Below are 26630 nucleotides of genomic sequence, written 5' to 3' on the forward strand. Positions count from 1 at the left end.
GTAACCCTTGCTTTTGAGCATTGCTTTCGGGAACTCGTAGAGAACTCCTAACCGTTCAGGATCATCAATCTTGCCATCACGCACATCACGGTAATACTCAAGTTTGCTTTTCCAGACCCCTGCTGGAGGCTCATCAGAATGCGTAGTCAGATAAACAACAAATCCTTCAGGACGGGCAATCAATCCGCCAGTGGCCTCCTGCAGCATGGCCGCCGCCTTTGGCTTCTTGCCAAACAACCACAACTCATCAACCAGAACGAAGCCAGCTTTTTTGCCAGATAGCGTGTCGCTGTCAGCAGCTACAATCTTGAGGTTTGAGTTTGTGGTCTCGTGTTTGATTGTTCGCAGGTGCGTAGTCACTTTGAGGATTTTTTTGAGTTCCGGATCATAGGAGACCATCGCAGCAGCTGGCTCAAAACAGTTGTTGGCCACCTCAATGGTTGGAGCCAATAGCAACAGCTCATTGAGGTGACGCCAATTGCGAATGAGCGCTGTCACCATGATCCCTGCTGCAATAGTGGACTTGGCGTTTTTCTTTGAGATCAGGAGCAAAAACTCACTGATCAACCTCTGCCCTTGTTCCGCATCATAGGCGCCAAAGATCGCACCAACAAAATCAAACACCCACTGGTCACAGCACTCACCAAATGTCGGCATGCCAGGAACATCAACCACCTTGAGCGATTTGAAGACGTTCAAAGCTGCTTCGGCTTCAGCAGTGAACAACGGACCAAAGGGGATGAGAGATTTCCCTTGAACGATCCGCTCCTCCCAATCCACGCAGGCAGTTGACCAGTGCTGAACTTTCAAGACAGTTCTTTCTTAGTTGATCAGTTGGGGGGCCTGGGGCGGTGCAAACTTTCCGGCATAATCTTCTGCAGTTTTCTTTCGCTCTTCTTTTTTGCCGAGCGTTTTTTCAGATGCCGCAGGAACACTCTTTCCACGGTTGGCAATCGCTTCTGCCAGCTTGTCACGATCAGAGTTCTCAAGCCGGGAGAAGATTTCCTTAATCGCTGACACCTTCCCGGCTTCGGCCTGGTCCATGAGCTTACCCAGAAGCTTGGCCTCAACCCTCGCCCGAGCTTCATCCCTGGCTTTGAGCTGACGAAAATAATTCTTGCGCAAAGTGGGTGCTGTGATCCCTAAAGCTGCAGCAATTTCATCCTGAGTTTTTCCGAAAGCGAGTAACTGCATGACAAGTCTACGCTTTTCATCACTCACCATATGAGGTGGACGCCCTCGTTTTCCAAATCCCTCAGGGATTGGATCGCCTAGCAGGTCAAAATCGAAGTTGGTCAAAAAAAAATCTCTCAGTTATATCGGGGTGGGTAAGGGCAACTCAGCCCCCGGACTTTTACCCCACCCCCACTTCCGTTATCAATCAACGCCTTGGCAACGGATCCGCTGAGCCTTCGCACTCTTTCGATTGTGGCACCACGTGCAAAGGCATTGGAGGTTGGATGGGTCGAGATCCGCGCCGCCGTCCTTGCGCTCGACGATGTGATCGGCGATCAGCTTGTGTTGCAGCTTCGAGAAATCCTTGCCGCACATCTCGCAAACATAGCTACGCAGCTGCTTGATGTACCTGGCGAGCACCTTCCATTCAGGTGTCAGGTAGAACGGATCAACTGCTTTCGGCGCTTTGCGCAGCGTTGGGCCCAATGTGTTTAAACGGGGAGTGATCGACTTGAGGGGCAAAGCCAGAAACCTAAACAGAAAAAAGGTCCGCTTCTCAGCGAACCAGTTAATTGCACTTTGCACGTGCTCCAAAATTCCATAGAAACTCTTCGCGCCAACTCCGCTTCTCAGCGTCTTACGTTGACTGGGTCTCGTGTCCAGGTCGCTCTGTTTGGTATAGCGGCTCCTAACCGCTCAGGCCCCGGAGATCCACGGGATCATCCTGATATGCATGATGGTTAACGCAGCGCCACTTTGTCAACTGTCACTGTTGCTTTTGTGGTTCGGCCAAAGGCTTCAACGTCCACTCTCAAGGACTGACCACCATCAGATACTTCTCTCACAACCCCCTTCAGAAGAGCACCGGATCCAGCAGTCAGCACGACACCACAGCCGATACTAAAGAGCTGGCCATGCAAGTTCTTTCTGCCAATCTGCGCTTCACACGAGGCATCGAGCATACGTAACATCTCAGCTATGGGAACACGGTGTGAAGCCGCATCTTTGGTTGCAGCAAGAATTTTTTCCACACCATCGCAATTGCGCACCTGATCACAGGACTGGCCGCCGATAACATCCAGTCCAACGAACAGATACCGAGGAAACATGGGAGCGCTCACATCCAGCATTTGCGCCGACCGCTTCACCTTCTTTCGCTTGGGAAGCATGGGCAGGTAAGCCACCGCACCTGTCGCCGCAACGCTTGCCTTCGCCCGATCCTCACAGTTGGGGTTCGTCTGCACCACGACCCACTCAAGGGGCGCCTGCTTGATGAGAGTGCGAAGCAAGTTGTAATCCTGCTCCAACGCCCTGTTACCTGCATTCGGTGCCTGGTTCATCACTGAACCCCGCCAGACTTTGATGCCATTAAAAGCCAATCCCGCGTCTTAGTCGCTGTATGCGTATCACTACTGCGAGCAACTGGAGCCTCATTAGCGGGCTTTGCCACCTCGGGCGAGCTTGCCAAATGGAGCACATCACGTTCCTCATTCAATCTATGCAGTGGCATAGGTTTGCCCTCCGTCATCAGCAGCCAGCGTTGCGACATCGCAACCGTAAACTTCCAGAAACACAGCGTTACAGAGATCCATGCGTCGTTTGGCAAAGGCGTTGATCATCAACTGAACGGGATGACGATTAGGCAAAGGCCGCTCTGTGCATCCTGTCTCGCCATAAAGCACCTTCAACGCTTCAGATCGCTGTGCTTTCAGGCGGGCTTCTCGCGATTGCACCTCAACAATCAATCCTTCAATCTCGCGATCAGAGGGAAACCTGTGCTCGGTTTTTACGAAATCAAACAGCACAGAAATCCAGTCTCCGTTGCAAGCCTCCAACGTCTGCGCTTTGCCGTCAGCCAGAAGGATGCGCATCACCGCATCAGTGGGCAGGCTATAGCGGCGACCATCCCGCCTTTTGCGCATGGGCTTCACACCCATCACCGCTTTGCATGCAGCAATAGCAACCGCGTAATCAGGCCATCTACGCCCGGAAACTTCCCGTGCAATCTTGGTGGAAGCGAGCTCGAGCGTCTCAGCCTCGAACCCGCCTAACTGTTTGCACAGCATGTTAAAATAAGGCTTCTTTTCTTCACCTGGAACCATGGTGAACTTGCCAGAGAGCGGTTTGACGAAGAAGTGCATCACATCGGCATAACGATCTTCAAGGGACTTTTCGTCGAGCTCTGTCATCGGGCGTACTCCGCTTCAAGCTCGGCGATCACCTCCCGGCAACTCTCCCGCTCAAGCTCTTCGCGCTGCGCCCGTTGCCGTGCAGCTTTCTCGCCCAACCGCTGGTATTTGCCATAGATTTTCGAGACTTCCAGCCGCGCCTTGTGCGCAGAAAGCACCGCTCCGGTGAAGTAGTTCAGCGAATGGATCAGGCCGGGAGCCCGTCCAGCCACCTCGCGCACCGCTGTGACCACGTCCTGTTCCAGGTCACAGCCACGCACAAACCAGCCGATGGCAGGGTTGGCACCGCCCCGCAGTTCATCAACATCAAGCCCCACTGAGGTAAGCAGAGCAGCAACCCCGCGCATAAACCGCCTTGCTGCCTCGCTTTGCTGCAACACGCCAGCAACTGGAGGCATGGAATTTGCCTCAACAGACCCACTCGCAGCCGCTTCGTCATCAACATCAGAAGTTTTTAAAGACAAGTTATTATAGCTGCCCGTCTGGGCGGGCATCCCCTGCCCCTCTGTGCAACAGTCTGCAGATACATGCCCGTCTTCAATATCGGCAGCAAACAGGTCCATCTGCTCCGGTATCGGCATGTCTTTATTGATGACCCGATAAGTGTAGGAGCAGCGCCCGCCATCAGGGCGTTGGCCCGCGTTGCGCTCAAGCCAACCCGATGCCATCAACCGACTGATGGCCCGATACACCGTAGATCGCGCCACCCCCAACAGCTCCGCAATCTTCACTTGAGATCGATAGCAGATTCCGTTTCTGTCGGTAGAGGAACACAGAACACCCAGCACATCACGGTCACGTGGCATCAGGCTTTGATCCGCATAAACCGCCGCAGGCACAAACGAGATACGCGGGCGATCTGCTTGGCTTTCAAGGGCTAAAGTCGCGTTCATAACGTCCCTCCATTTTCAGGTGTGCTCCTTGAAGAACACATCATGTGAAATGACTGAGATACCCAAAGTCACAAAACGCTCATCCCTCTCCAACACTGTCAGAGACGGAGGATTTGTAGGCTGAGAGGTATTTGGCGTATTCCTTTTGGGCGGCTTCGAACATGCCGACGATGCGGTTGTGTTCGGCTGGGGTGATCTCCCAATCAGCAGCGGCTTCCGAGGCGGCTTTGATGGCATCACAGGCCGCCTGAACCATATCAAGAGCACACGCAGCCGGGGTTTTGCTGGTTTTTGCGTCCAGTTTGGTGGTGATGTAGCCAAGAGCTCGCAAGTGCGCGAGTGTGAACACCGGATCACTGCCGATGGAGACCAGCTCTTCTTCCAGCTTCACCAGGCTCATCAAAGTGATGTTGCCAGCCTCATTCACATCAGGCCATTTTTTTATGGTGGTCAGGCCTAGTTCCAGAAAGGCGGCCGTGCACTCCTGCCCGCCAAAAGCTTTGATCAACTCTCTGGTCTGACGACAGATCCAGACTTTGCGCCCGTTGTTCGTTCTGGAAAAACTCATAGGTACCCGATCCCTTCCAGAAGCCCAATGACCCATTGAGGATCAGGCCATATGTTGATAGGCGAGAACAAAAGACCTGACAGCGTGGGCAACTAAAAACAACAATTCGCAATCATCATGTTCTCAACGACAAAGCAAAAGTGAGAGCAGCTGAGTGATGCGCCAGCTAATCAGCTGCTCTCTACAAGTCGCGACCTAAGGAAGTTCAGGAGTTATCCCGATGGGTTTCCACGTGCTTAAGGCTCAGATTGCGACCGGATAGGTTCTGCCCGCTTCCAATTGAACAGTGTCCTAGGCAATGGCTTACAATTCGCTTGCCCTAGTTCATCAAGAACATCGAACCACGCAGCAGGGAACATGCCTTTCTGTTCTGCCGCATATACCGCACCATCTCTGACGCCTAAGGCGTCCTTAATAGTGTCTCGTCCCAAGACAACAACGATGTCGCGCACATTTTCCATAAACCGTAATTTACAATTTATTTGTATTTTTTCAAGTGCAAATTCTTTTTAGGTGCAAATTTTTTGTAATATGGGATCTATAAAGATATGGAACAACCAGCAGAATCCTCGAACAAAAATGTCTCCGAGCGCCTCAAATGGCTCAGAGAGCATTACAACATCTCAACGAAAGAACTCGCCACGAGCATTGGCGCGAGCTACTCGCAAATGGCTAACTGGGAAAACGGAACGCAACGCCTATCACTCAAAGGCGCCTTAGCAATCAATAGTCGCTATGGAACATCGTTGGATTTTCTTTTTTTAGGAAGAGCCGAGACGTTACCGACAACCATGGCAAAAGCCTGGGCATCCAGACCTCTGGTAAGCAACTCCAACAGGTCTAATGACAACCCAGAAGAATAAGCAGAAACCACTAACTTTGATAATCTCAATGCGTCGCCCATAACCTCCCCCAGACAGCACCTCAATGCAGATACATGCAAACCCAACAAATCAAAAAAATCAAATTCTAACCCAAACCAGCCCCTAACTCCGCGCGCGAACTGACCTTAGGTCACTTTGATTAGCGATTAAAATCCAGCGCCTTACGTTTCCGTAAACTTATCACCCACACCTACAGCACCTACCAGCCACTCCACCCACATGCGGTAGTTTTACTCCCTCAACACACCGAACACCCATAAAACTTCCTGTTGATCACCACCCCACAGCATCATCCAAACACTGAAAATGAAGCTCAAATGAGCTTTCAGATCAAGGTATTTTGCAAATTTTTTGTAATTCAATAATTGACATTACAAAATTTTTGTATTTAATCATCTCCATCAATTACTCGTTTTTGGAGATCCAGATGCCCAGTGCTCAAGTCATCCAGTTTCCCGGAAGCCGTAAAACCACCCCACCTCGTCCTGTAAAATCCGCAGCCGAGATTGGCTTTGAGGCTCTTGAAGTCAGCTCCCAAACGCAGACCGACACCTGCTTTGCCCGCGATGACCTACGCGAGATGCTCCAGATCTCCCCCGACAAGAAAGCCGCCATCGCAAACCGCATCTATTCACTGCGCGAAAATTTCGTGGATGCACAAATCTCCCTGACAAAACTGCTGAAGCAGATGGGCCGCACATAACAGCGCCACCTGTCCCTCACGATCATCAGTTCGAGTTCCCATCCTAAGGAACAGACCCATGACCAGCATTGAGAATGACGTCTTTAATGATCACTGCAACGTGCCCCTGTTCCTCGTCAGCGAAGCCATGAAGCTGGTCGTCCTGGCAATCTTCGCCGCCACTCTGCTCTTCCTCGCCCCTGCGCTTGACCAAACAGTGATTGAGGCAAAACACAGCGTCCCTGCGGATTTCATCGCCGCTCATCTTGCCGCATTCGAAACCAGGTAAGGAGGCTAAAGTGGACCTCGCCCCGCGCCGCAAGAAAGCACCTCAACCATTCCCGGTCGCCAACCTCCTACCGCGCTCTGACAAGGAGCAGGAGATAACGCTCGAACGCCTCCTCAACGCCCAGAAAGTCATTGCCACCCTCATCGCAGCAGGCAACACAAAGTACCTCCCGATCTTCCAACGCCTGAAACACGAGATCAAAGAGTTCCAGCAACGCGAGGACGACCTGGCATTGGCGCTACGGATTGCGAAGGATGATTAGGTGGGTGAGATAGAGAGAGAGCTATGGTGACTACAGCGGGCACTCGCCTCGAAGCTGCGCATACCCATTTTAAAAAACCCAGAGCCCTTTAAAGGACTCTGAGCAGTCTGAATTTCTTGATCTGGTATCGAGCTCGACTACTTGGCAGCCTTGGAGGTCAGCTTCGCCAAAACACCACGCATTTTTTCGATTACCGGTGATTTATCGACATCATCCAGATCCTTCATTGTTTCCTTCGGATCTTCGTAAGCCAACCAGACCTGACCCTCGGAATCCTCATAGACCTGAACTTTAAGTGGCAGGTACAGGCCTGCCCGCGGGTCGATCTCCATCGCAGGGGTACCAAGAACCGGATTACCGAAAATCAGCAACTGGTTCGCCGGAATGGACATACCAACCTTTTCAGCTCCCGCTGCATGGTCAACACGAGCAAATATTGTTGCCCCTGCTTTCCTGGCAGTAGCCTCCAGCGCATCCATAGTCTCCTGCACTGCTTTATTGGTATCGACCTTGATAATATCTTGAGCCATAGAGGGATACAAACTCCCAAGTATTAGCGCTGAAGCCAGAAACAAACTACGCAAATCACTATCCTTCTTGTGAAATTAATCCGGCTTCGGGGAACATATAGCCAAATACGCCAGAAGCCAAACTTAGATAACCAAGCCCTTCCCCTACCGGAGTTTGATTATTTAACTATGGAAATATTCCAGCTACATATAAATTATTTTCACATGACCGTGTCTGATGGACTGATGGGTGTGGGATGGAGCGTGCTGCAACTGCGGACTGAAGGTTAGCCGAGTAACAGTGTGATCGAAGCTTACAGCTTCTGCGCATTTGGCATGGCACATATGACCAAGAGCGGACACTGAGACGTTTATTGCGATCACCATATCAAAGAGCATTCTCAATTACTGGTTGGCCTTACTATGCTCTTAACGGAAATAGAAAGCAGGCCTCCCTATTGGGACTGTGGCCATTCTGGTTGGCGATATCCTGCCAGCATACTCAACGATACTCGAATTGAAATTCCCTTGCTCGGAGGATTGCTAAGGATAGGTCATCTGCATGCCCTTCAATAACCTGCGTCAAACGTTGCTGCATGTTACCACCAGTCAACACTATTGCTCCAATCTGCATTTCTCTATCAAGATACGCCGTAGTGCCCGGCTTGACATATGATGATTTGGGAACAAGGGATATTACGCCAATCAGGATACTTGTCTTCACATGTACCACGCAGCTGCTGCCTGGCTTCATGCCTAGAGCAGTGATGACAACGACTGCATCTGTCTTCACATCTGAGCCAACAACTGAAAATCCATTCTTACGCAGCGTGATTTCCATTTTGTTTTTAAGCCTGTTTGGACTAGGCAAGCAACCATCTGTTACATTGTCGAATACGTGAATTTTAACGGCATCAATTGAGCTGAGTAGCGCGGCATCAGCTGCTTCATAAGAGGTTAATGATTCAGCATGAACTGTTTGCCGACAAAACAAAATCACCAAGGAAATAGTAATAAATTGAACCGTCTTTCTCATGCGAGGCTCCTTAGTTGGACAATTCGCCGGGCAGGCAAGTGCCACATAGTCTAGTATCTTCGTATTGGAGGCCAGACATAGCCTTCTCTGCTGCAGCTAGTGTGTCGAAAGGAGTCCACTTGGTAGGACCACTATCTTTCTTGTGTTGATTTTTTTGCCCGCTGCCATAATTACAATGTGAGCAGTCGCCCCTATGAATCCGAGCTCGTTTATGTGGAGGGGCCTTAAATAACCAAAACGGTTGCATTTGCTTTGCTCCTTAGTTGGATTCATAATGTGATTTGTACATTAAAGAGACGAAATCGCGCCATGTCTTCACTTCTTTGCAAATCCCTTTTTGTAAAAGTTTTCTACCAATAGAAATGGGTATTCTTCGACTTTGGGCACCATTATGAAGTATGTACCCAATCACATGCTTCTCACCCTTGGTTCTCTTTTGGAACTTCGTCTCTGATTTCTCTTTCTTTTTGGGATTGAGTTTAAAGTTGCCTGTTTTGATAATAGTGCTTCCGCCATAATAGCTTCCTCTCTTCATTATCCCCCCAATAAACTTTCTCAGAGAAACAGTCGCTGATGTAACACCAAAACTAACGGTGGAACTGCAAAAGCGCCAAGACATTAAACACCATGCCATATTTGTTTAAAATTGCAGTTTTTTCCAGTTAGTCATATCCTACATTCAAACCTATGTTTGGATTTCATAACCTCATGAATATTGCTCCTATAGACAGACAGGTCGTCATTTTGTCCGCTGAGAAGAAAAGCAAGCGGCTGCTTAGTGAGGCGCGCGATCAACGTTACCTAGTTTTGCTCGGTGAGCCAGGTATCGGAAAGTCTGAAGCGCTGAAATATGAGGCAGAAGCTGAAGCAGGCCAGTTTATTACAGCTAGAGAGGTAATGAATGGAGCAGATTTGAAGCCCAGCCAGACAGTCTTCATCGACGCACTAGATGAATATCGGTCAGATGGGCAAGTCAAAGATAAAATAGATAAACTTTCCAATGCCTTGTCTCAGCAGGGTATTCAAAAGTGGCGACTCAGCTGTCGTGCTGAAGATTGGCGCAGCCTTGCCGATTTGAATGCCGTAAAGCGCGCCGCAGGTGGTCAAGATATTGTCGTCGCCCAACTGCTTCCACTGAACGAAGCTCAGATACAGGAAATACTATCAGTTAGAGGAGAACGAGATCCTGAAGGCTTTATCAATGAGGCTCACAGACTTGGGGCTAGTGCCTTTCTACAAAGCCCGCTAAGTCTGACCTTGCTGCATACGGTTGTGACAGCCAACAATACCTGGCCATCAACTCGCTTCGATCTGTTTGAACAAGCAGTCAAAACGTTAGCTCACGAACACGACCCTGAACGTGCAACAGATCCTCGAACCGCCATATCCGAAATCGTCGAGGCAGCTTCTCAGTTATGCTTTTATGTTCTCGCCTCTGGCGCAGAAGCAATATGGCATTCGAACGGCCTTCCCTCAAACTCAGGTAAATCCGAGTACGTCAGTCCAAGTTCTTTGGGTTTGGACCATCCCCTTGCAAGAGCAGTGCTGGATACAGCTCTGTTTAAGGGTGAGGGACATGTTTTTGAACCTTTCCATAGAACTGTTTCTGAGTTTTTGGCTGCACGATATCTCGCTTCTTTAGTTACTGGTGGCATGCAAGCCCCGGCCTTTCCTCTCGGAAGAGCAGAAGCATTAATCACGAGTGTCGACAACAAGGCACCTAGCGAACTTAGAGGACTTTATGCTTGGTTCGCGGCCCATCTACATAAGCAACGTGACATTGAAGGAGCATTGCGGCTCATTGAATGTGACGCAGCTACGGTGCTTGCGTACGGGGATGCTGCAGCTTTTGACACAGCAGGCCGTAAAGCAATTTTGCATAACTTGGATAAAGACGATCCTTATTTCCTTGGCTCTCTGGATGAGACCACTGTCTTAGGAGGCTTAGCAGGGGACGACTTGACTGAAGAATTCATTTCAATCCTTGATGCTGAAATAAACAGCCATCTCCAACTTACGGTCTTGCAGGCCCTTGCGGATGGCCCCCAAATCGAACGATTACAACCAAAACTGCGCGAAATAGCCTTGGACCCTAATCGTCGGTTCTGGATGCGAGACAGAGCTGCTCGTGCATTAATTAAGAGTGCAAGTGATGGGGACCATGAGGGGTGTACTCTTCTTAAAGCACTAAACAGTTCGCCTGTAACTAAAGATCAAGTTCACTTGCGAGCTCAGATAGCCTCCATGATATCACCTGATATCCTCCCTACGTCTCAGATCAGGAAAATCTTAGCCGATTACAACTCGCTTCCCGAGCCAGAAGACAATGAAGAACCGCTTGATGTCGGAGTCTTAGATTCACTCTCAAACGCTCTAAAGAGATCACCACGTCCAGAGCTATTCGATGAGCCGATATTTCTGGAAGTGGATGAATTTTTCCAACTAAAAAGTGAAGTAACGAGGTTTCTTCAACGTGCGGTGGCTGCCGTCATTAACGAAGACCCAGATGTAGAAGCGGCCAAGCTTTTAACTTGGATTGATAACTCAAAGGTACATATCTGGAGCAAGGTAGGAGCAGGCACAACTCAAGCGGTTCGTGGGTGGCTCGCAGTGTGTCAACGAAAGCGAGAACTGGAACTATTTCTTGTAATTATTAAAAAGACATCATTTGATGATGCTCCATGGATGCCAGCCTATCAGTATAATTCGACGGTTGATAGCCTTCCTTCAGCAGAGTTAGTTCTGGATTTACTCAGCCATGCACAACAAGAAAATCAAGGCAAACAACGAAGGCGTTTGTTTGAAATTGCAGCGTATACAGCAAAGAGAAGTGCAGATTGGCTGGAGCTAAAAGACACTGTTATCGCTAGCCTGCAATCTGAGGGAGATTTTACTGACTTTATCAGTAAATTACTTTCCAATCCCAATCAGGAGTACGAAGAGAAAGCAGCTAAGCGGGAGAGAGAAGTTGCTCGAAAGGCCGAAACCCAACGAGTTGAGAATGTTGCGAAGCTTGCGCCAATTTTGCCTCAACTAAGGTCTGCCGACCCTTCTGTGTCAACTTTCTTGCTGAGTGCAGCTCGGTGCTATAGGGATGCCGTCCTTAAGAAAGTGCCAGACCCCTGCGTGAGGCTAGCTGAAGTCAGCAATGAAGAGATTGCCGATGGATTGGTCGAAGGATTTATCCACTTCACAGCATGTACAGATACCGGCCTAAGTGCGGCTAAGCTTGGATGTAAAACAGCAGGACAACCAGACTATGAGCAAGAGTACGTCATCGCGGCAGGTATACATCAAGCGCTTCTCAATGATCGAGAAAAAGATATAGCGTCATCCCCTCTGATAACAGCAATAACAGGCCTTCGTTACAAGTGGTTCAGTCAAGTAGACCAGCCTTCTATAAGTGACTGGGCCATCAACAGGTTAGCACAAGATGTTGAGGAAGGGGCAGAACTTGTCTTCACCTATTGGAACTCAGCACTAGAAGCTGGTCGGCATTACTTGGACTATCTGGATCTCTTTTTGGAGTCAGATGACCGTGAGTTTCTATTCCAAAGCCTTCGTAAGCTACTTCACATGCAACCAAGCCTTCCAGATTTAGCCCTTAAACAGGCATTGGCCGCCGGTATGGATGTTTTTTCCCGTGATGAGTTGGAGGAGCTGATTGGTCTTGCATTGAAGTCTGAAAGTCTTAGCAAAGAGCAGAGAGATATTTGGAATTCAGCAGCTTTGATGCTTGATCCAGATAAAGCTTCAAATGAGCTATCAAACGAAGAGTGTCAATCAGCCCTTCTTGCTCTAAATGGAAATCTATACCAAGCAATGAAGGATTTCTGCCCTAATCAAGATGCCTTGGATTTTGTCTATATAGAGGTACTTGGGAAAGAAATTTCCTTAAAACAAGACGACTGGCTAAAGCCAGAAAACAAGAGCGCGTTGGTTAATGCTGCTATTGATCGTCTAAGCACTTCAGATGTTTCAGACGTAGGAGCAAAACTAAAAGCTCTTATCAAAGATGTCGATCCAAGTTGGGGATCCAGGATCGCTCATGCCGCTGCGGAGCACGCTAGCAAGCTAAGAGATAAACTCTATACACCACCATCTATTGAGGAGCTTAGTAAAGCTCTTGCTGGTGGGCCTCCTGTAAATCCAGCTGACCTCAAAGCATGTCTGTTGGAAGAGATTGATAGGTACAAAAGCACGCTTCGAACGGGTACGGAAATGCCTTGGAAAGCTTATTGGAACACGAATCGCTACGGTAAACCGACGACTCCAAAGGTTGAAAATGTATGCAGGGATCGATTTCTTGAGCTGTTGCGACCACCTCTGGAAAAATACGGTGTTGCAGCAAGCCTTCCTGAAGCAAGAAGGAAAAACGACACGCGGGCTGACGTTCTCTTGATCAGTCACGCTGGCAAGAATCTGCCAATTGAAGTCAAACGCCATTTTCATGACGAACTGTGGACTGCCCCAGTAAACCAGCTTGCTGGTTATGCATCGGATGAAGGAGCCTGTGGTTATGGGGTCTATCTCGTCTTTTGGTTTGGAGCAGACGAAAGAGCTACGCCCGCAAGACCAGATGGTCGTGCACGTCCAAAGAATGCCCAAGAACTAGAAAAACTTCTAATATCTGATTTGCCTGCTGAGATGAAGGATACGATTTCTGTGTTCGTGCTGGATGTATCAAAGCCAAAGAGCCCCTCTGATTAAGGAGCCTCAACCCTTGATGGAAACACCCGAATGGCAGCAGTTGGCCCGTTCAGCAAGTTACTCTGTGGCCATAGCGGGCAATCACTCTAGACTTGGTCAATTACAACCTCGAAGTATTTCTCTTTCCGATTGTCTGCGGGGCTAATAACCCATAGCCGGCATTCGCTGCAGGTGTGAAACCCAAAGGAGGCAACAGACCGACGTGGAAGCTTGGACCATCAGCGGTCATCAGAGCGTTTCCATCAAGAGTTGAGACGACTCTCTCGCAGTTGGTCCACCCTTCTCAAACAATCAATTATTGTTTTTACGAATCTCGATAGCCTCTTCAATCCAATCCTCGATGTGATCTTCAATGTAGCTATATACACCCTTACTTGTCGATCTTGGAGGATCATAAGCTTTTGCGATAGAAGAAAGCCGCTTTCCTGTAGGCCCGTGCTTGACATAATACAGAGGATTAGCGCCTTTGGTCGACTGCTTACCTTGGCTGTTTTTAATGTTGTGAATAAAGATGACTAAAACGCCTTTGTTCTTGTTCCAAGATTCCTTTATTTCATGATTGATCCATTTTCGGTCTGCCGTGTTTGAGCCCGCCAATATAATTGTGCAGGTTCGACCGTTCATCTGATCTTCAATCCATTTTTTTATCTTAGCATCACCACCATTTGTGACTGTCTCCCAGTCATTATCTGATGCAGGTTTGTTCCCCTCAACAGCGCCTATATTACGTATCGTCGACACACGCCAATTGTCAGGTTTATATTGGAAGCTATAAAAACATTTTCTAGCCATGTTTAGTAATCCTTCAATTATTTATCTCATTTAAAATAGTCATCACATTGCTCAAAATATCTTCGAACGTTATGCAATCGTTGCCCAACTTAGAAAAGCAATCTTTGATAGGCTGGGACACTGGTCCATTGTATTTTTCGAAATCACTATTAACTTCGTCCCACAGCTCTTTTGCCATGTAACCGGTAGCTCCAATAGGTAACAGAAACAGTCCTTTCTCTTTTGCAATCTCAAATTCTTGGCGCATACCGTTTGACAGAACGATGTCATCGCCAACTAGTTTATTCCCAAAAATGAAGATGGCTATACCAGAGAAGGAGAGCATATCTCTTCGATACTCTGTCCAAAGTTTCGCTAAATCCTGACCATTTGTAGGGGATTGAGGAAACGGGCGGAGTATTAATCTCTCTCCGCGGATCGTTTCACCATACTTCATGTAAATTTGCTCAAGTGCGCCAGTGATTACTGCGCTTCCAATGCCGAGGCCAAATCCCGAAACAACGCGAAAATTCTCCTCTATAATCGCTTTACTTAGCTCTGCAACGAACTCATGAGTTTCTTCTTCGTCTCTAGGGGAATAGCTATGGGCTGCCCCCGATACAAAAACGGTATCACGCCTATATTGCTTTTCGAGGTCGTCCAGAATTTCCGTTATTTCGTGATACTCATCAATCATAAGTGATTGGATGCCATAGCCAAGTAAATCTTGGACAAAGTAATCTTGCTTACGCTTTCGATATTCGAACTCTGCCTCGTCCAAGCAGTCTTTTAACTGTACTGTTCGCAAAATGCAGTAATGCATTCTTTGATTTTCATCGTAGGCAACGCGCACCCTGCTGAGTATGTAGTCGATATTTGGATCAGAAAAACTAAATCCAAGAAATAGAAACGTTTTAGAGGTTATGTCACCTGTTAGAGCGTTTATGAAAGATTGTTTTTCAACGTGATATTTCTCGTAATCGAGTCTTGTTAAGACAGCATCATTGGGATGATCTACATCGCCATGCATTTTGTAGACAATTGCATCACGTTTTGGAGTTGTTTTTGCTAGATGCGCTTTTGTGTATTTAAGATCTGTGATTTTTCCCGCGTCCGCCAACGACTTTTCGATTAATTTGTCGTAGTTAGTGGTCCAGAACGTGGTGATCGGTAATCTGGCGAGGATTCTATGATTGCCTGTGATTTCAGCTTCGCTGCAAAAGTTTGTTATGAGTAACTGGTTTAACCTACTCCGATTTCTACCCTTTACGTTATAGTGATACTGCGCCAAAGACACCAAGTCAGTTTTTTCTTTTTCGATGTCGAGCTGAAGTTCTTCGGCTACAGGTGCCAACAACCTCGCCCAATCAACATACCCTGCGGATACAGACAATCCTGCACCGATAAATAAAGCAAGGTTTTCTTCTTGGAGTTCTTCAGCGAGCGCACGAACTAGTTGATTTTTTTTTATCTGCAACACAATGTAGACACTCCTACTTAACTCAAGAGTTTTTTCAGATTTTCCCAGTTCCAGCGATAGAGTTGCCCTGCTCCTGGTACTGCAGTATAATTGCCATCTTTGTAGCCAATTACTTGAACTACTTTTTTGTCTGCATCTCGCGCCATCTTGATTTCTTTCAACACGCCTCCTGCTCTGTAAGTTTGGGGCCCGACCATAACGATCACAATGTCAGATCGTTTGATTGCAGTATTCGCTTTTACTTCCCAATCTCTTTCTGGAGCAGCTTCTTTCAAAGAGTTATCAATTACTTCAAATGGAGAGTCTGGTAGGCGAGATTGACCAATAATAAAGTCCTTGAGCTTTTTGTCATTATCAAAATCAAAGCTCACGAAAATTTTCTTTTTCATAAGGAACATCCTGTGCTTGCTTTCAAACAATCATCTGAATTTAAATATATAATTTGATTGTAACTCTGAGTCATACAGTTATAGATTGATTTATGCGTCACGATCAACACAACTAGCATCTTAATTCTACTTACTGAGGCATTTTGCCTCGTCTTCAACTTGATTCTGCTGATATTTTCCGCTTGGAGTACTTGTCAGTATGAAAGTTTATTACTCTCCCGAACCCACGCACATCGCAGCAAGAAACTGCCATCAACGACTTTGGGTAGGCGAAGAATCGTATTATTCAACTATGAATTTTATTTTGGGGTATGCGTTATGGAAGCTGAAGAAGGCGCGCGAGCTGCAAACCGGAGCCACGAGTTTTGGGCAAAGACAGCTATTTTTATAGTCCTAGCATGTTGGGTGATTACTGCTGTTGTGGGCTTTTTTCTTCCAGGCGACCAGCGTGGTACATTCGGAGACCAGTTTGGTGCAGTGAATGCCCTTTTTTCAGGGTTGGCACTTGCCGGTCTTGTTTATGGCATCTTGCAGCAACAGGCTGCTCTGAAGATGGCTCGAGCTGAGCTGAACCTCGCGAGAGAAGATGCCCGAAAGACCAAAAAGATGCTTGATGAACAGACCAAAGCTTTAGATGAGCAAAATCAAGCAAATCGGCGGCAGGCATTTGAAACTCATTTTTTTGAACTGCTCAAGACACATAGAGAAATTCGAGAGGATCTAAGGCACTCAAACTCCAGTGGCAAAAAGATTTTTGCTAGTGTTATTATTGACTTCACTAATAATCGAAATTCTAAAACTCGAGCGGGTGTCGATAATACCATAGAAAATATCTATCTGTTCAATCAAAGTATTCTTTCTACTTATATCTGGCAACTTGGGAGCGTCTATGAGTTCCTCGACAGTGCTGACTACGTGAACATGGGTTACTCGGATAAGATGCACGGGGTGGCCAAGTATCAAAGTATTTTGCACACTCAGATGGAAGAAGAAGAACATATTGTTTGGTATGTTTGCTTGAAAAACGAGAAACTTAAAAAACTTAGAAAATATCAAATAGTAAGTGATGGGCCAAGATTTGCTAGTATCAAGCAAATTGCGATAAATCGGTTGGGCAAAGAATTTGCAGATAGCCTCGATCTCCCAGATCTTGCAAACCAATCAGAACCTGCCTAGAATATTACAACGCATTAGCAAACGGATGGATGATCCTTGTTGATCAGAGGGCTGACGCTGAAGGTGTTTCCGGCCTTCATGCGCTTCTTACACTCTAGTTTAATTAATTAAACATCTGCCAGATCTTAGCGCGATCTGCATAGGTTAGTATGAGTGTGGCTATTCCACTAAACAATGTGATTAGATAAACGCCTTGCCAGCAGGCAAATTTTACTAATGTAACATAGGGCCAACCTAAAGTTGGATCCTCACTCTAGCAGAGAGTTTGTCAAGACAGGTTGGACGGCAGCTATTGGTCAGCTGGGAACTTCCCGATCATTGAGCCAATGTGGAATGCCCGTTTAAACCCACCTAGAAGTGTTCCAATGTCCGGTTATGTGCCAATTGTCTACACATGCCAGGATCTAAAGTCAGTTTTTCGCTGCCTACCAACCACATAATACCCTCACGACCAACTCACACAAACGCAAACCGGCCGATAGCCTCACGCTTTAGTTCCAGGCTGCCGCCCTCTCCGTATTTCGGCCTGTTATAGGCATGCCCCATCAGTTCCACCCGAAGCCTGTGATCAACGCACGCTTCCAGCATGCTCTCCTCGAAAGAGTGGCGCAGTGAGTACGGAGTATGGCGTTCTGTTTCTTTCAGTTTGCGCTCAACCATTACCTTGTTGATCAAGGCACCCCAGCGATCCGCCTTCAGGTAGTAAGCCTGCACCCCGCCCATTGCCACAATCCGCTTTGCCGCATCAAGCGAGACGCCGACAAGCGGGACTTCTCGCTCTGACCATTTGGTCTTCAGCTTGCGCTTGATAGCCCCATCACTGTACTCCTCAACGCGGATGTGAGGAACTTCATGCTCAAGAACAAAGTGCTCCAACTTCGCACCCAACAGCTCTGAAGGTCGAAGACCTGTGTTGATCAGGATCTTGAACACCAGCACAGCCTCCTCATTGGTCGCGCCAAAGGCATCTGGAGCCAGCAGAACGGTCTTAATCCAATCGCGTGAGAATGACGGCCTGTGATCCTGCAAATCGTTTTGTGCAAGTCTGAGCTGAAGAAACGGGTTGGCCAACTGCTCCTGCTTCAGATCTCGCCAGGTCGAAAAAATTTTGGAGAGGTGCGTGAAGTCTTTGTTCGCCGTGCTGGGCTTCTTTCCTTCATCGACAACACGGTCCATCCACCACTCACGAAGCTTAAGCCCATCATCACGAGTTAGCTCATGGACGTTTTTGTCACCCACAACGGTGATCAGGTTATTGATGGCTTTATGTCTGGGGTTCTTCCATTTGCGGATTTGGTCATCGCTCTTTCCCAGGAGCAGATCTGGAGTGAGTTCCAGATACTCCTCATAGAGCCTGGAGACCTTCAGGATCGGTTTATCCGCACCGCCTAACAATCCATCAGCAACAACAGAAACTGTTTTGGATTGCTCACCCTCAGGGATCACCTCGATACGATTGAGCAGGCCACCTAAAGGCTCTGCAACAACCTCCTCCAATGACAGATAGGTATACCCCTGCACTTCTGCAAAATTGACTGCAGTCTCATAGTGAGCCTTTGCCCCTCATGATCTTCTGCAAGCAAAGCCTCCCAGTACGCGACAAGCCTCTCCTCAATAATGAGAGACTTCTTTTGTGCTACATCAGGGCTTTCGGTTTTAAGGGAGAGCTGGATGCGTGAACGCGGATCGACAGACGCATATCTTTTGGGAACACGCTTCACAAAATAGTACATTCCACGACTGATCGTATGAGCCATATTCTACCCATCCTACATGCAGTGTTATGTAATTTGTTATGTAGAATGTTATGTAGCTCAGTCCGCCAGTGTCAAATCACTTTGCGCAACACGCTTTAACCCATTGATTAAGCGTATCTATTCGCATTTTTAAAAAAGGGAAGATGGCGGACACGGAGGGATTCGAACCCTCGAGACCCTTCCGGGCCTACTCCCTTAGCAGGGGAGCGCCTTCGACCACTCGGCCACGTGTCCATGAGCGGGTAGATACCACGAACCACCTGAAATTCAAGAGCAAGTAGCAACTGTAGCTGTGGAAATAGAAAATACCCTGTGTAGAAACTACAAAAGTCCCAATCTCACCCCCAATTTCCCATCAATACGATTTTCTGGATGCGCACTTTACAAAATTCTGAAATAGGCGTATATTTTCAATCAAACGATTGATTAAAAAATAGGCGTCGTCATGACAAACTCCCCTACCCCAAATGAACTGCGTGAAGTTCTGGCATCTGACACCCCATCGGCCAAAACAAAACGCGACCTTATTGAATCTGCTCTCTACCACTTCGGTCGTGAGGGATATGCCGGCACATCCACGCGCTCTATCGCGCAAACAGCGAAGGCCAACATTGCTTCCATTGCCTATCACTTCGATGGCAAGGCCGGGTTGAAGCGGGCATGCATCAACTTCATTGCCATGTCGATTGGCGATGTGATGTCTGTTGTGCTGAACCGAAAGCTTTCTGACATCGAGCATCTGTCACCTGAAGACGCGCGCACTAAGATTCTGGAGATGATCGACCGCATGATCACCTTCACTCAAACAAACAAGCGCGCTGAACTGGTGATTGGCTTTATGCTCAAGGAGGTGTTGCACTCACCAGAGGAAGTGGACACGCTTTACCACTTGATCTTTGAGCCGCTGATGGACCGTGTCACCGTGCTCTTCAGCCGCGCAACTGGCCAGCCTGTCACCTCTGATGAACTGAAGCTCGCAATCTTCGCCATGATCGGCCAGTTGCTTTACATCCGTCTGGCCCGTCCGCTAGTGCTCAAGCGCATGGGCTGGCAAGCCGTCGGTCCGGATGAGCTGGCACAGATCAAATCTATCCTCCACCGCTCAATCAACGCCTTGCTGGATGAGCTGTCGAAAGGCTCGAACCATGCTTAATGTCTGCACCCTTCCTGTCGTGGCAAGTTGGCTTGCCTTATGCGCGCCGGAACCAAACCTGACAGCTGGTTATGTTGAAGGCGAGTACCTCAAGCTGGCGCCAGTGGAGCTCTCCGAAATTGCTGATGTGCAGGTCGAAGAAGGAGAACGGGTCAAGAAAGGCCAGCTCATAGCCATATTGGAATCCTCCGATGCCAATATGAAGCTGGCTGAAGCCAAGGCTCAACTGCAACAGACACTCGCCTCACTCAATGACCTTAAGCTTGGCAAGCGCCCTGAGGAGATCGACGTTTTAAACGCTACCCTGCGCTCAGCTCAGGCACAGGCCAAACATTCGCAAAACGTCTACGACAGATATCAGGGCCTTCTCGGGCGTAAAGTCATCTCCCAGGCACAGTTTGATGAAGCAGAGACCGCCCTGCTCGTTGCACAAGCCCGCATAACAGAGCTGCAAGCCCAGCTCTCCGTTGCCAAACTGCCAGCACGTGAAGATCAGATCGCTGCCGCCGAGAGCCAATATGAGATGGCAAAGGCAAAAGTTGATCTGGCCGAGTGGTTGCTGGAGAAGCGGAAGATCTACGCTCCGGAAGATGCCAAGGTCACAGATGTGTTCCTACACTCTGGTGAAATGGCAGGCCCCACAGCGCCAGTTGCCAGTCTGTTGCCCGTCAATTCCATCAAGCTTCATTTCTTCGTGCCCGAAGAGCAATACACCCAGCTGGAAGTTGGCACCAAGTTCAACGCCAGATGCTCCGGCTGCACCACCCTGCAAGCCTTGCAGATCACCCACATTGCAGAAGGCCCGGAATTCACCCCGCCAGTCATCTACTCTTTAGAGACACGCGAGAAGCTGGTTTATGAGGTGCAGGCAAAGCCAATCACGAAGCATTCTCCGTTGAGACCCGGTCAGATTTTTGACGTTGATCTGGACAGCTTACAATGAACGCAATTGAAGTCAAAGGCCTGACCAAACGCTTTGGCGACAAGCTGGTCGTCAACAATGTCTCGCTCAAAGTCAAACCGGGTGAGATTGTTGGCTTCCTTGGTCCCAACGGCTCAGGAAAAACCACAAGCATCCGTATGATGTGTGGCCTTCTCAAGCCAGACGAAGGCAACGGACAGGTGCTTGGGTATGATCTGATCAAGGACCGTCTCCTGATCAAAAGCCAGGTCGGCTACATGACGCAGAAGTTCTCGTTCTACGAAGACCTCACCATCGAAGAGAACCTGAGCTTCGTCGCACGGCTTTACAACCTCAAACCAGTGAAGCAGCACACCACCGCAACACTGGAAAAGCTCGGCCTGCTTTCCCGCCGCAACCAGTTAGCAGGCGAACTGTCAGGTGGTTGGAAACAGCGCCTCGCTCTGGCAGCCTGCACCATGCACAAACCGAAGCTCCTGCTGTTGGATGAACCCACCGCAGGTGTAGACCCAAAGGCCCGTCGCGATTTTTGGGAGGAAATCCACCGCCTTGCAGCTGACGGCATGACCGTTCTTGTCTCCACCCACTACATGGATGAGGCCGAGCGTTGTCATCGCATCACTTACATCTCTTATGGCGAACTTTTAGCCGACGGCTCCCTGCATGATGTCATCGCAGATGCAGGACTGTACACATACACACTCACCGGCCCCAACCTTGAACGTTTTATTCCTGAGCTTCAGGAAAACAAAGGCGTGCAGCAGGTCGCACCGTTCGGCAACTCATTGCACGTAACAGGAACAAACCTTCAGGCATTGAAACGCGCGCTCAAACCACTGGAGCAACACGAAGACATCCAGATAGAACAATCAGAAACCAATCTGGAGGATGTCTTCATCAAGTTCATGAGTGACAGCACGGACAATATGCAATGAGCAGAGTATTCTCCCTTCAGCGGCTCTTTGCCATGCTCATCAAAGAGTTTATCCAGATGCGCCGCGACCGTATCACCTTTGCCATGATGCTCGGCATTCCCCTGCTTCAGCTCGTGCTGTTTGGCTACGCCATCAACAATGACCCGCGTGGCCTCCCTACAGCTCTGGTTGCCATGGCAAATGACCCATACTCACGCGCTGCCGTCACAGCCCTTGAAAACTCTCAGTACTTCAAGTTCACTGATGTGAATGTCTCACCGTCAGAAGCCCGCAGCCTGCTCCGGCGTGGTAAAGTCACGTTTGTGGTGACGTTCCCGAGCGATTTCGCCAAGCAGGCAGAAGCAGGAACGCCCAACGCACTGATTGAAGCAGACGCCACAGACCCAGCAGCGTCCGGCGCTGCGGTCGCCTCTGCTCCAGCAATCATCGAAAAAGCCGTTGCATCCATCAAACAAAAGAACCCGAGCCTGAAGCAGGATCTTTTGAAGTCCAGCACCATCATTCATCGCAAATACAATCCGGAAGGCATCACCCAGTACAACATCGTCCCCGGCCTGCTGGGCGTCATTCTTCAGCTGACACTTGTGATGATGACTAGCATCGCGCTGACGCGAGAAACAGAACGCGGCACCATGGAAAACCTTCTGGCCATGCCCGCATCTCCTTTTGAGATCATGTGCGGCAAAGTCCTGCCCTATCTGGGCGTGGGGGCGGTTCAGGTCGCCGTAGTGTTGAGTGCAGGCCGCCTGCTCTTCAACATCCCGTTTGAAGGCGGGTTGCTGTTGCTTATCGGCGCCATACTGGTTTTTGTGCTGACATTGGTGTTGCTGGGTTACTTCATCTCAACAGTCGCCCGCACGCAAATGCAGGCCATGCAGATGACGTTCTTCTTCTTCCTGCCATCCCTACTACTCTCCGGTTTCATGTTCCCCTACGCGGGCATGCCGGAATGGGCGCAGACATTGGGCGAGATCTTCCCGCTCACTCATTTCCTGCGCGTTGTACGGGCGATCTTGCTGAAAGGCGCGGAATGGAGCGAGGTATCCGCAAGCGTTTACACCCTCTTCCTGTTCGTCGGCCTGCTCCTGATGCTGGCCTTGAAGAGGTTCAAGCGGACACTGGACTAACAACTGCCCACAAGAAAAGAGGCGCTGTTTTGCAGCGCCTCAATCAGATCAACTAGCTGGCCTCAAAAGCCTCAGTGCTTTGAGAGGCGCTGGCTTCTTCAACCTCACTCGAGACCAGATTGGCCATCAGGCGAAAAGCTCCCGGCACCAGCTTCTCCATCTGATGATGCAGGATAAGCGAGGTGTGAATGTGTTGCCCCTGCCCAAAGTCACCCGCAAGCAAAATGCCCTGGTGAGGCGCTTCATCAGGGTCCGCCATCTCCAGCAGCGGCTCATAGGCGGCATCCCAGCTCTTCGCAAAGTAGAGCCCGCGCTCCTTGTGCCAGTTCGCCCAATCGCTCTTGCCAATCTCGTTAGGCTTGTTGAGCAAAACATGCTGCGGGTTCAGATAACGCACCTCGGCGTTCTCATCAGTCACCCGCCAACGCAAGCTCGGCGATCCAATCTCAAGCGGTTGAAGCGGAAGCTTCTCTGCATCCCAGCGATCCCATGGACGGTGATAGAGTGTAATCAGGCGCCCGCCTGCTTTCACCCACGCATGAATATCCTCAATCACATCATGCAGGTCCTGTCGGCTACGGAAAGCAAAGATGCCGACAACGAGGCAATCCAGCCCTTGCAGCCGCTTGGCACTCAACTCACCAACAGGCAAATCAACCAGTTCAACGCCAATGTCACCAAGCCATTTGGCAACACGGTCATTACCGCTCCCGACATAACCAACACGCTTTGCGTCAAGATGCGCCTCAACCACACAGATCCGAACCGTCGCCGGAGTAACCCGAACACGCTGGCTCACATGCGGATAAGACACAACATGAACGGTGTAAGCCTGCTCGCCCCCCTGCAGGATCGGTAACTCATAAAGCCCATTGGCAACATCATCCGGCAGAGCAATCTGGAAAACACCATCATCAAACTGTGCCGTCCATCCTTCTGGCACATCAAGGCTCAAGCCCTCGGCATTCCCACCCACCGGAATACTCAAGGACCGGTTTTCCAACGTGTTGTTGAGCACGAAGCCCGTGTCATCCAATGTAACCACATGAAAAGGAAGCACAATTGGCTCTACCTCAAACGGCAACCGCGTTTCAACCGCCACACCATGAGAAGTAAACTGAAGCTTTGCACAGGGCGCCTGAACCGCATCAGGGCGGTAAACAGCAGGGTACGGATCACTGGTGTCAGCCTCACCCCCAACTTGGACACAGGCGTCTTGCTGCACCCAGCCCTTCGGCAAATCCAGCTCAAAACTCACGGCCTCACGATTGCATTCAAACGCAACCTCAGCGCTCTCACCACGCTTCAGCTGGTCTTGAGACAACCGCACAGAGGCAACAATGCCCTCTGCCAGCTCAAGCACCTTTGCAAGCTGCAACTCCTTGCGCTCCAAACGGTGCAGAACTTCATCACGGGCGGCCTCAGGGCACTCATCCATCGCCTTCCGCAACAACTTCAGTGCCTGCGCCGCAGCCGCGCCAATCATCACACGGTTCGGGAAGGCCTCAATTGCATCCAGACAATGATCATGCGCCTTGTCCAGCAACGCTGAAAGCGTTGGGGCTCCTGCAAACGCAGCAAGCTCGGAAAGGTCTTTCGGAAGATTATCAGATAAAGACAGCTCGTCTGTTCCAACCGTGCTTTCCGCCAGATGCAGCGGCCAGACATTGCTTTTGTCGTAAGCCTGCCAGCGCCCCATACCTTGTGTTTTATGGAATGCACGAGACTGTTCCCCAATCTGCGCCCAGCTCCAGCCGGTGACTTCCTCTTCACCGTTGCCATCAAACTCCAGCGTCGCAGGTGGTGGTGGAACCTCATCATCATACGCCCCGCCAGCCCCGGACCATGCTGGCAGGTAGAGCTTTTTGACGGCCCAGCACGGCAGATCAACATCAGGAAACTCAGGATCAGCCGCCGCTTTCATCACCTCAAACGCAGCCTGTGTCATGGCGCAGTGGTGACCATGCTGGCCGGGAATATTCAAAAAAGTCGGGCTGATGATGTCTGGCCGCTCTTGCCGGATGATTTCAACAAACCGTTTCAGCGTGCGTTGATGCCCCCACTTGCCAAGTGTCTCAACACCGCTCTTTGAAAATCCGAAGTCAAAAACACTGTCCTCAGCATTTTCCGAGAGCCAGTACATGCGCATGTTCAGCACATCACAGGCTTTTTCCATTTCAGCGGTGCGCAATACACCAAGGTTCTCGGTCGCCTCGGTGCCAATATCATTCTGCCCGCCCTCGCCGCGATTGGCGCAGGCATAAGACAAGGCAATGCCATCGCGAAGACCGATCGCTGCCAGCATCTCAGAAATCTCATCATCCGGATGAGCTCCCGTATTCATAAAGGAAACCGTTGACTTGAGCGGCTGAAGCGCCCGCCAAAGGCTCACCATCCGCACACTTTGTTTGTGCTCGGCAATACGTTCTTGTTCTGAAAGTGGCATCGTGTCCCCTCAGGCTACCTTCGAAATACTTGGAATATAGGTGTCGTGTATAATCAGCGCTGCCGCTCCAAGAGCCGCAGTCATCCAACCAGACGCTCCACGCACGACACGCGGCAAAGTCCGGTCAGCGCGAACGGAAACCGTCGCATCAATCAGGTTCAGTTGAGCAATCAACCGCTCAAGCAGCTCCGGCGGCATGGCGCCACCCAGAATAACGGCCTCCGGATCAAACAGGTTCTCAAGCGTTCCAATGGCCTGCGCCAACGGGTCAGCCGCTTCACGGATCCACTCATCCAGATCAGGATCATTCACGGCCAGCAGATCAGAAAGGTCCTTCTGGCTCTCGGCAGACTTGCCGCGCTTTTGCAAAAACTCACTGGCTGCCATACGGCTGGTGTAGGTTTCAAGGCACCCACGATTGCCGCAGGAGCAAAGCCGCCCGCCCCGCTCCACAACAACGTGCCCCAGCTCACCCGCGTTGCCAAACGCACCGCGCAGGATCTCGCCATTGGAGATCACGCCAAGCCCCAGACCAGTGCCAAAATAAACAAAACAGAAGGATTGCAGATCCGTAGCAGAGCCAGTTGTCTGCTCTGCAATCGCCGCCGCCGTCGCATCATTTTCTACGCGCACAGGCACCTGAAGCACATCTTCAAACAGCACCTGCGGGTCTTTATCGTCCCAGCCAACCAGCTCGGCCTTCCCCGCTCCGGTCAATCCCACACGGCCAAACGGACCTGGCATAACGATTCCCGCACCCAAAACAGGCGGTGCGTTCTTGCCAATGGATGAAAGAGCCTCATCGCAGGCCGTCTTAACGGTTGGCAAAACCACAGCGGGCTCGCTGCTCTCGATGTGTATGCGCTTGGTGTAAAGCGTATCGCCAAGAAAATTCACCAGCGCGCACAAGATCGCGTTGGGGCGAACCTCCACCCCCAGCGCAACAGCACCCGCCGGATTTAAAGTGTACTGCACCGCGGGCAAACCACGCCCTTTTGTTTGCCGTTCACCCGCAAGAATCAGAGCCTCGCTCTCCAATTCAGCTATGATGTTACTCATTGCCTGTGTGGACAAACCGGTCAGGCGTGCAAGTTCTGCTCGCCCCAGTTTGCCATGAGAACGTAAGTGTCCGAGAACGACTTTCCTATTGTGAAGTCGAGTTCTTTCGGCGTTGGAGCCAATGATTTTAAGTGGTGTTTTTCGATGCATATCTATCCATTAAATCAAAACACTTGAATACTCAACTCAATTGAATTAAATCTGTTCAGCATTGTGA

25 protein-coding genes and 1 tRNA gene are annotated in these 26630 nt (G+C 49.7%); 10 read left to right on the forward strand and 16 right to left on the reverse strand.

The features are described from left to right. From PsW74_RS29745 to PsW74_RS14315, 7 genes are all read right to left on the reverse strand, one after another. Positions 1-810, reverse strand: an 810-nt coding sequence (locus PsW74_RS29745; protein ID WP_206599926.1) for a terminase large subunit, incomplete at its 3' end; no start/stop codon positions are given. A 12-nt stretch (positions 811-822) separates the two neighbouring features. After that, entirely contained in the window at positions 823-1299 is a 477-nt protein-coding gene (locus PsW74_RS14290) for a hypothetical protein (protein ID WP_153041729.1), read from the reverse strand. Between the two features lie 78 nt (positions 1300-1377). After that, positions 1378-1761: an HNH endonuclease signature motif containing protein gene (locus PsW74_RS29750; RefSeq protein WP_206599927.1), complete on the reverse strand. Its 384-nt coding sequence runs from the start codon at positions 1759-1761 to the stop codon at positions 1378-1380. Between the two features lie 155 nt (positions 1762-1916). Continuing rightward, entirely contained in the window at positions 1917-2516 is a 600-nt protein-coding gene (locus PsW74_RS14300) for a transcription termination/antitermination NusG family protein (RefSeq protein ID WP_063289251.1), read from the reverse strand. Between the two features lie 156 nt (positions 2517-2672). Next, complete coding sequence (locus PsW74_RS14305; protein WP_063289252.1) at positions 2673-3365, reverse strand: hypothetical protein; 693 nt, start codon at positions 3363-3365, stop codon at positions 2673-2675. Then, complete coding sequence (locus PsW74_RS14310; protein WP_063289253.1) at positions 3362-4258, reverse strand: helix-turn-helix domain-containing protein; 897 nt, start codon at positions 4256-4258, stop codon at positions 3362-3364. Before PsW74_RS14310 ends, PsW74_RS14305 begins: the two co-directional genes overlap by 4 nt. Before the next feature lie 79 nt (positions 4259-4337). Then, complete coding sequence (locus PsW74_RS14315; RefSeq protein WP_057465635.1) at positions 4338-4826, reverse strand: hypothetical protein; 489 nt, start codon at positions 4824-4826, stop codon at positions 4338-4340. A gap of 548 nt (positions 4827-5374) precedes the next feature. Between PsW74_RS14315 and PsW74_RS14325 the strand changes: the two genes are divergently transcribed. The 4 genes from PsW74_RS14325 (at position 5375) to PsW74_RS14340 (ending at position 6943) form a co-directional block, all read left to right on the forward strand. Next, positions 5375-5689, forward strand: coding sequence for a helix-turn-helix transcriptional regulator (locus PsW74_RS14325; RefSeq protein ID WP_057465633.1), 315 nt, complete (start codon positions 5375-5377; stop codon positions 5687-5689). A 448-nt stretch (positions 5690-6137) separates the two neighbouring features. Then, on the forward strand, positions 6138-6413 hold the full coding sequence (locus tag PsW74_RS14330) for a hypothetical protein (protein WP_063289255.1): 276 nt from the start codon (positions 6138-6140) through the stop codon (positions 6411-6413). A gap of 58 nt (positions 6414-6471) precedes the next feature. Beyond that, positions 6472-6681 carry a hypothetical protein gene (locus tag PsW74_RS14335; protein WP_063289256.1) on the forward strand — a complete coding sequence of 70 codons (210 nt, stop codon included), beginning with the start codon at positions 6472-6474 and terminating at the stop codon, positions 6679-6681. Between the two features lie 10 nt (positions 6682-6691). Then, complete coding sequence (locus PsW74_RS14340) at positions 6692-6943, forward strand: hypothetical protein (RefSeq protein WP_063289257.1); 252 nt, start codon at positions 6692-6694, stop codon at positions 6941-6943. 137 nt (positions 6944-7080) lie between these two features. On the opposite strand, the gene PsW74_RS14345 is transcribed toward PsW74_RS14340, so the two are convergent. After that, positions 7081-7473, reverse strand: a complete 393-nt coding sequence (locus PsW74_RS14345; RefSeq protein ID WP_063289258.1) for a DUF302 domain-containing protein — start codon at positions 7471-7473, stop codon at positions 7081-7083. A gap of 481 nt (positions 7474-7954) precedes the next feature. Continuing rightward, positions 7955-8488, reverse strand: a complete 534-nt coding sequence (locus tag PsW74_RS14350; RefSeq protein WP_063289259.1) for a hypothetical protein — start codon at positions 8486-8488, stop codon at positions 7955-7957. Between the two features lie 708 nt (positions 8489-9196). Here PsW74_RS14350 and PsW74_RS14360 point away from each other — a divergent pair. Beyond that, entirely contained in the window at positions 9197-13198 is a 4002-nt protein-coding gene (locus tag PsW74_RS14360; RefSeq protein ID WP_153041730.1) for a hypothetical protein, read from the forward strand. A 291-nt stretch (positions 13199-13489) separates the two neighbouring features. On the opposite strand, the gene PsW74_RS14365 is transcribed toward PsW74_RS14360, so the two are convergent. Genes PsW74_RS14365 through PsW74_RS14375 form a run of 3 tightly spaced genes read right to left on the reverse strand, consistent with a single transcriptional unit; the run spans position 13490 to position 15838 of the window. After that, complete coding sequence (locus tag PsW74_RS14365; RefSeq protein WP_063289262.1) at positions 13490-13990, reverse strand: TIR domain-containing protein; 501 nt, start codon at positions 13988-13990, stop codon at positions 13490-13492. A 13-nt stretch (positions 13991-14003) separates the two neighbouring features. Then, a complete protein-coding gene (locus tag PsW74_RS14370; protein ID WP_206599928.1) occupies positions 14004-15449 on the reverse strand; it encodes an SIR2 family protein in 1446 nt (481 codons plus the stop codon). A gap of 17 nt (positions 15450-15466) precedes the next feature. Continuing rightward, positions 15467-15838, reverse strand: a complete 372-nt coding sequence (locus tag PsW74_RS14375) for a TIR domain-containing protein (protein WP_193775966.1) — start codon at positions 15836-15838, stop codon at positions 15467-15469. 318 nt (positions 15839-16156) lie between these two features. Here PsW74_RS14375 and PsW74_RS14380 point away from each other — a divergent pair, with 318 nt between their 5' ends. Then, positions 16157-17014 (forward strand): hypothetical protein, encoded by an 858-nt coding sequence (locus tag PsW74_RS14380; protein ID WP_063289264.1) that lies wholly within the window; start codon positions 16157-16159, stop codon positions 17012-17014. A 456-nt stretch (positions 17015-17470) separates the two neighbouring features. Here the strand turns inward: PsW74_RS14380 and PsW74_RS14385 are convergent, their stop codons facing one another. Together PsW74_RS14385 and PsW74_RS14390 are read right to left on the reverse strand one after the other, a co-directional pair. Then, positions 17471-18535, reverse strand: coding sequence for a tyrosine-type recombinase/integrase (locus PsW74_RS14385; RefSeq protein WP_153041731.1), 1065 nt, complete (start codon positions 18533-18535; stop codon positions 17471-17473). 380 nt (positions 18536-18915) lie between these two features. After that, positions 18916-19005: transfer RNA gene (locus PsW74_RS14390), tRNA-Ser, on the reverse strand. A gap of 211 nt (positions 19006-19216) precedes the next feature. Between PsW74_RS14390 and PsW74_RS14395 the strand changes: the two genes are divergently transcribed. Genes PsW74_RS14395 through PsW74_RS14410 form a run of 4 tightly spaced genes read left to right on the forward strand, consistent with a single transcriptional unit; the run spans position 19217 to position 22908 of the window. Continuing rightward, on the forward strand, positions 19217-19924 hold the full coding sequence (locus PsW74_RS14395) for a CerR family C-terminal domain-containing protein (protein ID WP_063289267.1): 708 nt from the start codon (positions 19217-19219) through the stop codon (positions 19922-19924). Next, positions 19917-20867: an HlyD family efflux transporter periplasmic adaptor subunit gene (locus PsW74_RS14400; protein WP_208987978.1), complete on the forward strand. Its 951-nt coding sequence runs from the start codon at positions 19917-19919 to the stop codon at positions 20865-20867. The genes PsW74_RS14395 and PsW74_RS14400 overlap by 8 nt, the downstream gene beginning before the upstream one ends. After that, positions 20864-21781 (forward strand): ABC transporter ATP-binding protein, encoded by a 918-nt coding sequence (locus PsW74_RS14405; protein ID WP_063289268.1) that lies wholly within the window; start codon positions 20864-20866, stop codon positions 21779-21781. Before PsW74_RS14400 ends, PsW74_RS14405 begins: the two co-directional genes overlap by 4 nt. After that, entirely contained in the window at positions 21778-22908 is a 1131-nt protein-coding gene (locus PsW74_RS14410; protein ID WP_063289269.1) for an ABC transporter permease, read from the forward strand. Before PsW74_RS14405 ends, PsW74_RS14410 begins: the two co-directional genes overlap by 4 nt. Positions 22909-22960: 52 nt before the next feature. Here the strand turns inward: PsW74_RS14410 and PsW74_RS14415 are convergent, their stop codons facing one another. Beyond that, positions 22961-25354: a PIG-L family deacetylase gene (locus PsW74_RS14415; protein ID WP_063289270.1), complete on the reverse strand. Its 2394-nt coding sequence runs from the start codon at positions 25352-25354 to the stop codon at positions 22961-22963. Between the two features lie 9 nt (positions 25355-25363). Next, positions 25364-26563: an ROK family transcriptional regulator gene (locus PsW74_RS14420; protein WP_208987979.1), complete on the reverse strand. Its 1200-nt coding sequence runs from the start codon at positions 26561-26563 to the stop codon at positions 25364-25366. Between the last annotated feature and the right edge of the window lie 67 nt (positions 26564-26630).

Source organism: Pseudovibrio sp. W74, assembly GCF_001623085.1.
In the GTDB taxonomy this organism is placed as follows: Bacteria; Pseudomonadota; Alphaproteobacteria; order Rhizobiales; family Stappiaceae; genus Pseudovibrio.

Excerpts from the sequence above, each read along its gene's own strand:
- PsW74_RS14305 (WP_063289252.1), bottom strand. The coding sequence starts at position 3,365 with ATGACAGAGCTCGACGAAAAGTCCCTTGAAGATCGTTATGCCGATGTG.
- PsW74_RS14395 (WP_063289267.1), top strand. The coding sequence starts at position 19,217 with ATGACAAACTCCCCTACCCCAAATGAACTGCGTGAAGTTCTGGCATCT.
- PsW74_RS14325 (WP_057465633.1), top strand. The coding sequence starts at position 5,375 with ATGGAACAACCAGCAGAATCCTCGAACAAAAATGTCTCCGAGCGCCTC.
- PsW74_RS14420 (WP_208987979.1), bottom strand. The coding sequence starts at position 26,563 with ATGCATCGAAAAACACCACTTAAAATCATTGGCTCCAACGCCGAAAGA.
- PsW74_RS14330 (WP_063289255.1), top strand. The coding sequence starts at position 6,138 with ATGCCCAGTGCTCAAGTCATCCAGTTTCCCGGAAGCCGTAAAACCACC.
- PsW74_RS14400 (WP_208987978.1), top strand. The coding sequence starts at position 19,917 with ATGCTTAATGTCTGCACCCTTCCTGTCGTGGCAAGTTGGCTTGCCTTA.
- PsW74_RS14335 (WP_063289256.1), top strand. The coding sequence starts at position 6,472 with ATGACCAGCATTGAGAATGACGTCTTTAATGATCACTGCAACGTGCCC.
- PsW74_RS14365 (WP_063289262.1), bottom strand. The coding sequence starts at position 13,990 with ATGGCTAGAAAATGTTTTTATAGCTTCCAATATAAACCTGACAATTGG.
- PsW74_RS14410 (WP_063289269.1), top strand. The coding sequence starts at position 21,778 with ATGAGCAGAGTATTCTCCCTTCAGCGGCTCTTTGCCATGCTCATCAAA.
- PsW74_RS14310 (WP_063289253.1), bottom strand. The coding sequence starts at position 4,258 with ATGAACGCGACTTTAGCCCTTGAAAGCCAAGCAGATCGCCCGCGTATC.
- PsW74_RS14345 (WP_063289258.1), bottom strand. The coding sequence starts at position 7,473 with ATGGCTCAAGATATTATCAAGGTCGATACCAATAAAGCAGTGCAGGAG.
- PsW74_RS14415 (WP_063289270.1), bottom strand. The coding sequence starts at position 25,354 with ATGCCACTTTCAGAACAAGAACGTATTGCCGAGCACAAACAAAGTGTG.
- PsW74_RS14380 (WP_063289264.1), top strand. The coding sequence starts at position 16,157 with ATGGAAGCTGAAGAAGGCGCGCGAGCTGCAAACCGGAGCCACGAGTTT.
- PsW74_RS14315 (WP_057465635.1), bottom strand. The coding sequence starts at position 4,826 with ATGAGTTTTTCCAGAACGAACAACGGGCGCAAAGTCTGGATCTGTCGT.
- PsW74_RS14405 (WP_063289268.1), top strand. The coding sequence starts at position 20,864 with ATGAACGCAATTGAAGTCAAAGGCCTGACCAAACGCTTTGGCGACAAG.
- PsW74_RS14300 (WP_063289251.1), bottom strand. The coding sequence starts at position 2,516 with ATGAACCAGGCACCGAATGCAGGTAACAGGGCGTTGGAGCAGGATTAC.
- PsW74_RS14375 (WP_193775966.1), bottom strand. The coding sequence starts at position 15,838 with ATGAAAAAGAAAATTTTCGTGAGCTTTGATTTTGATAATGACAAAAAG.
- PsW74_RS14350 (WP_063289259.1), bottom strand. The coding sequence starts at position 8,488 with ATGAGAAAGACGGTTCAATTTATTACTATTTCCTTGGTGATTTTGTTT.
- PsW74_RS14360 (WP_153041730.1), top strand. The coding sequence starts at position 9,197 with ATGAATATTGCTCCTATAGACAGACAGGTCGTCATTTTGTCCGCTGAG.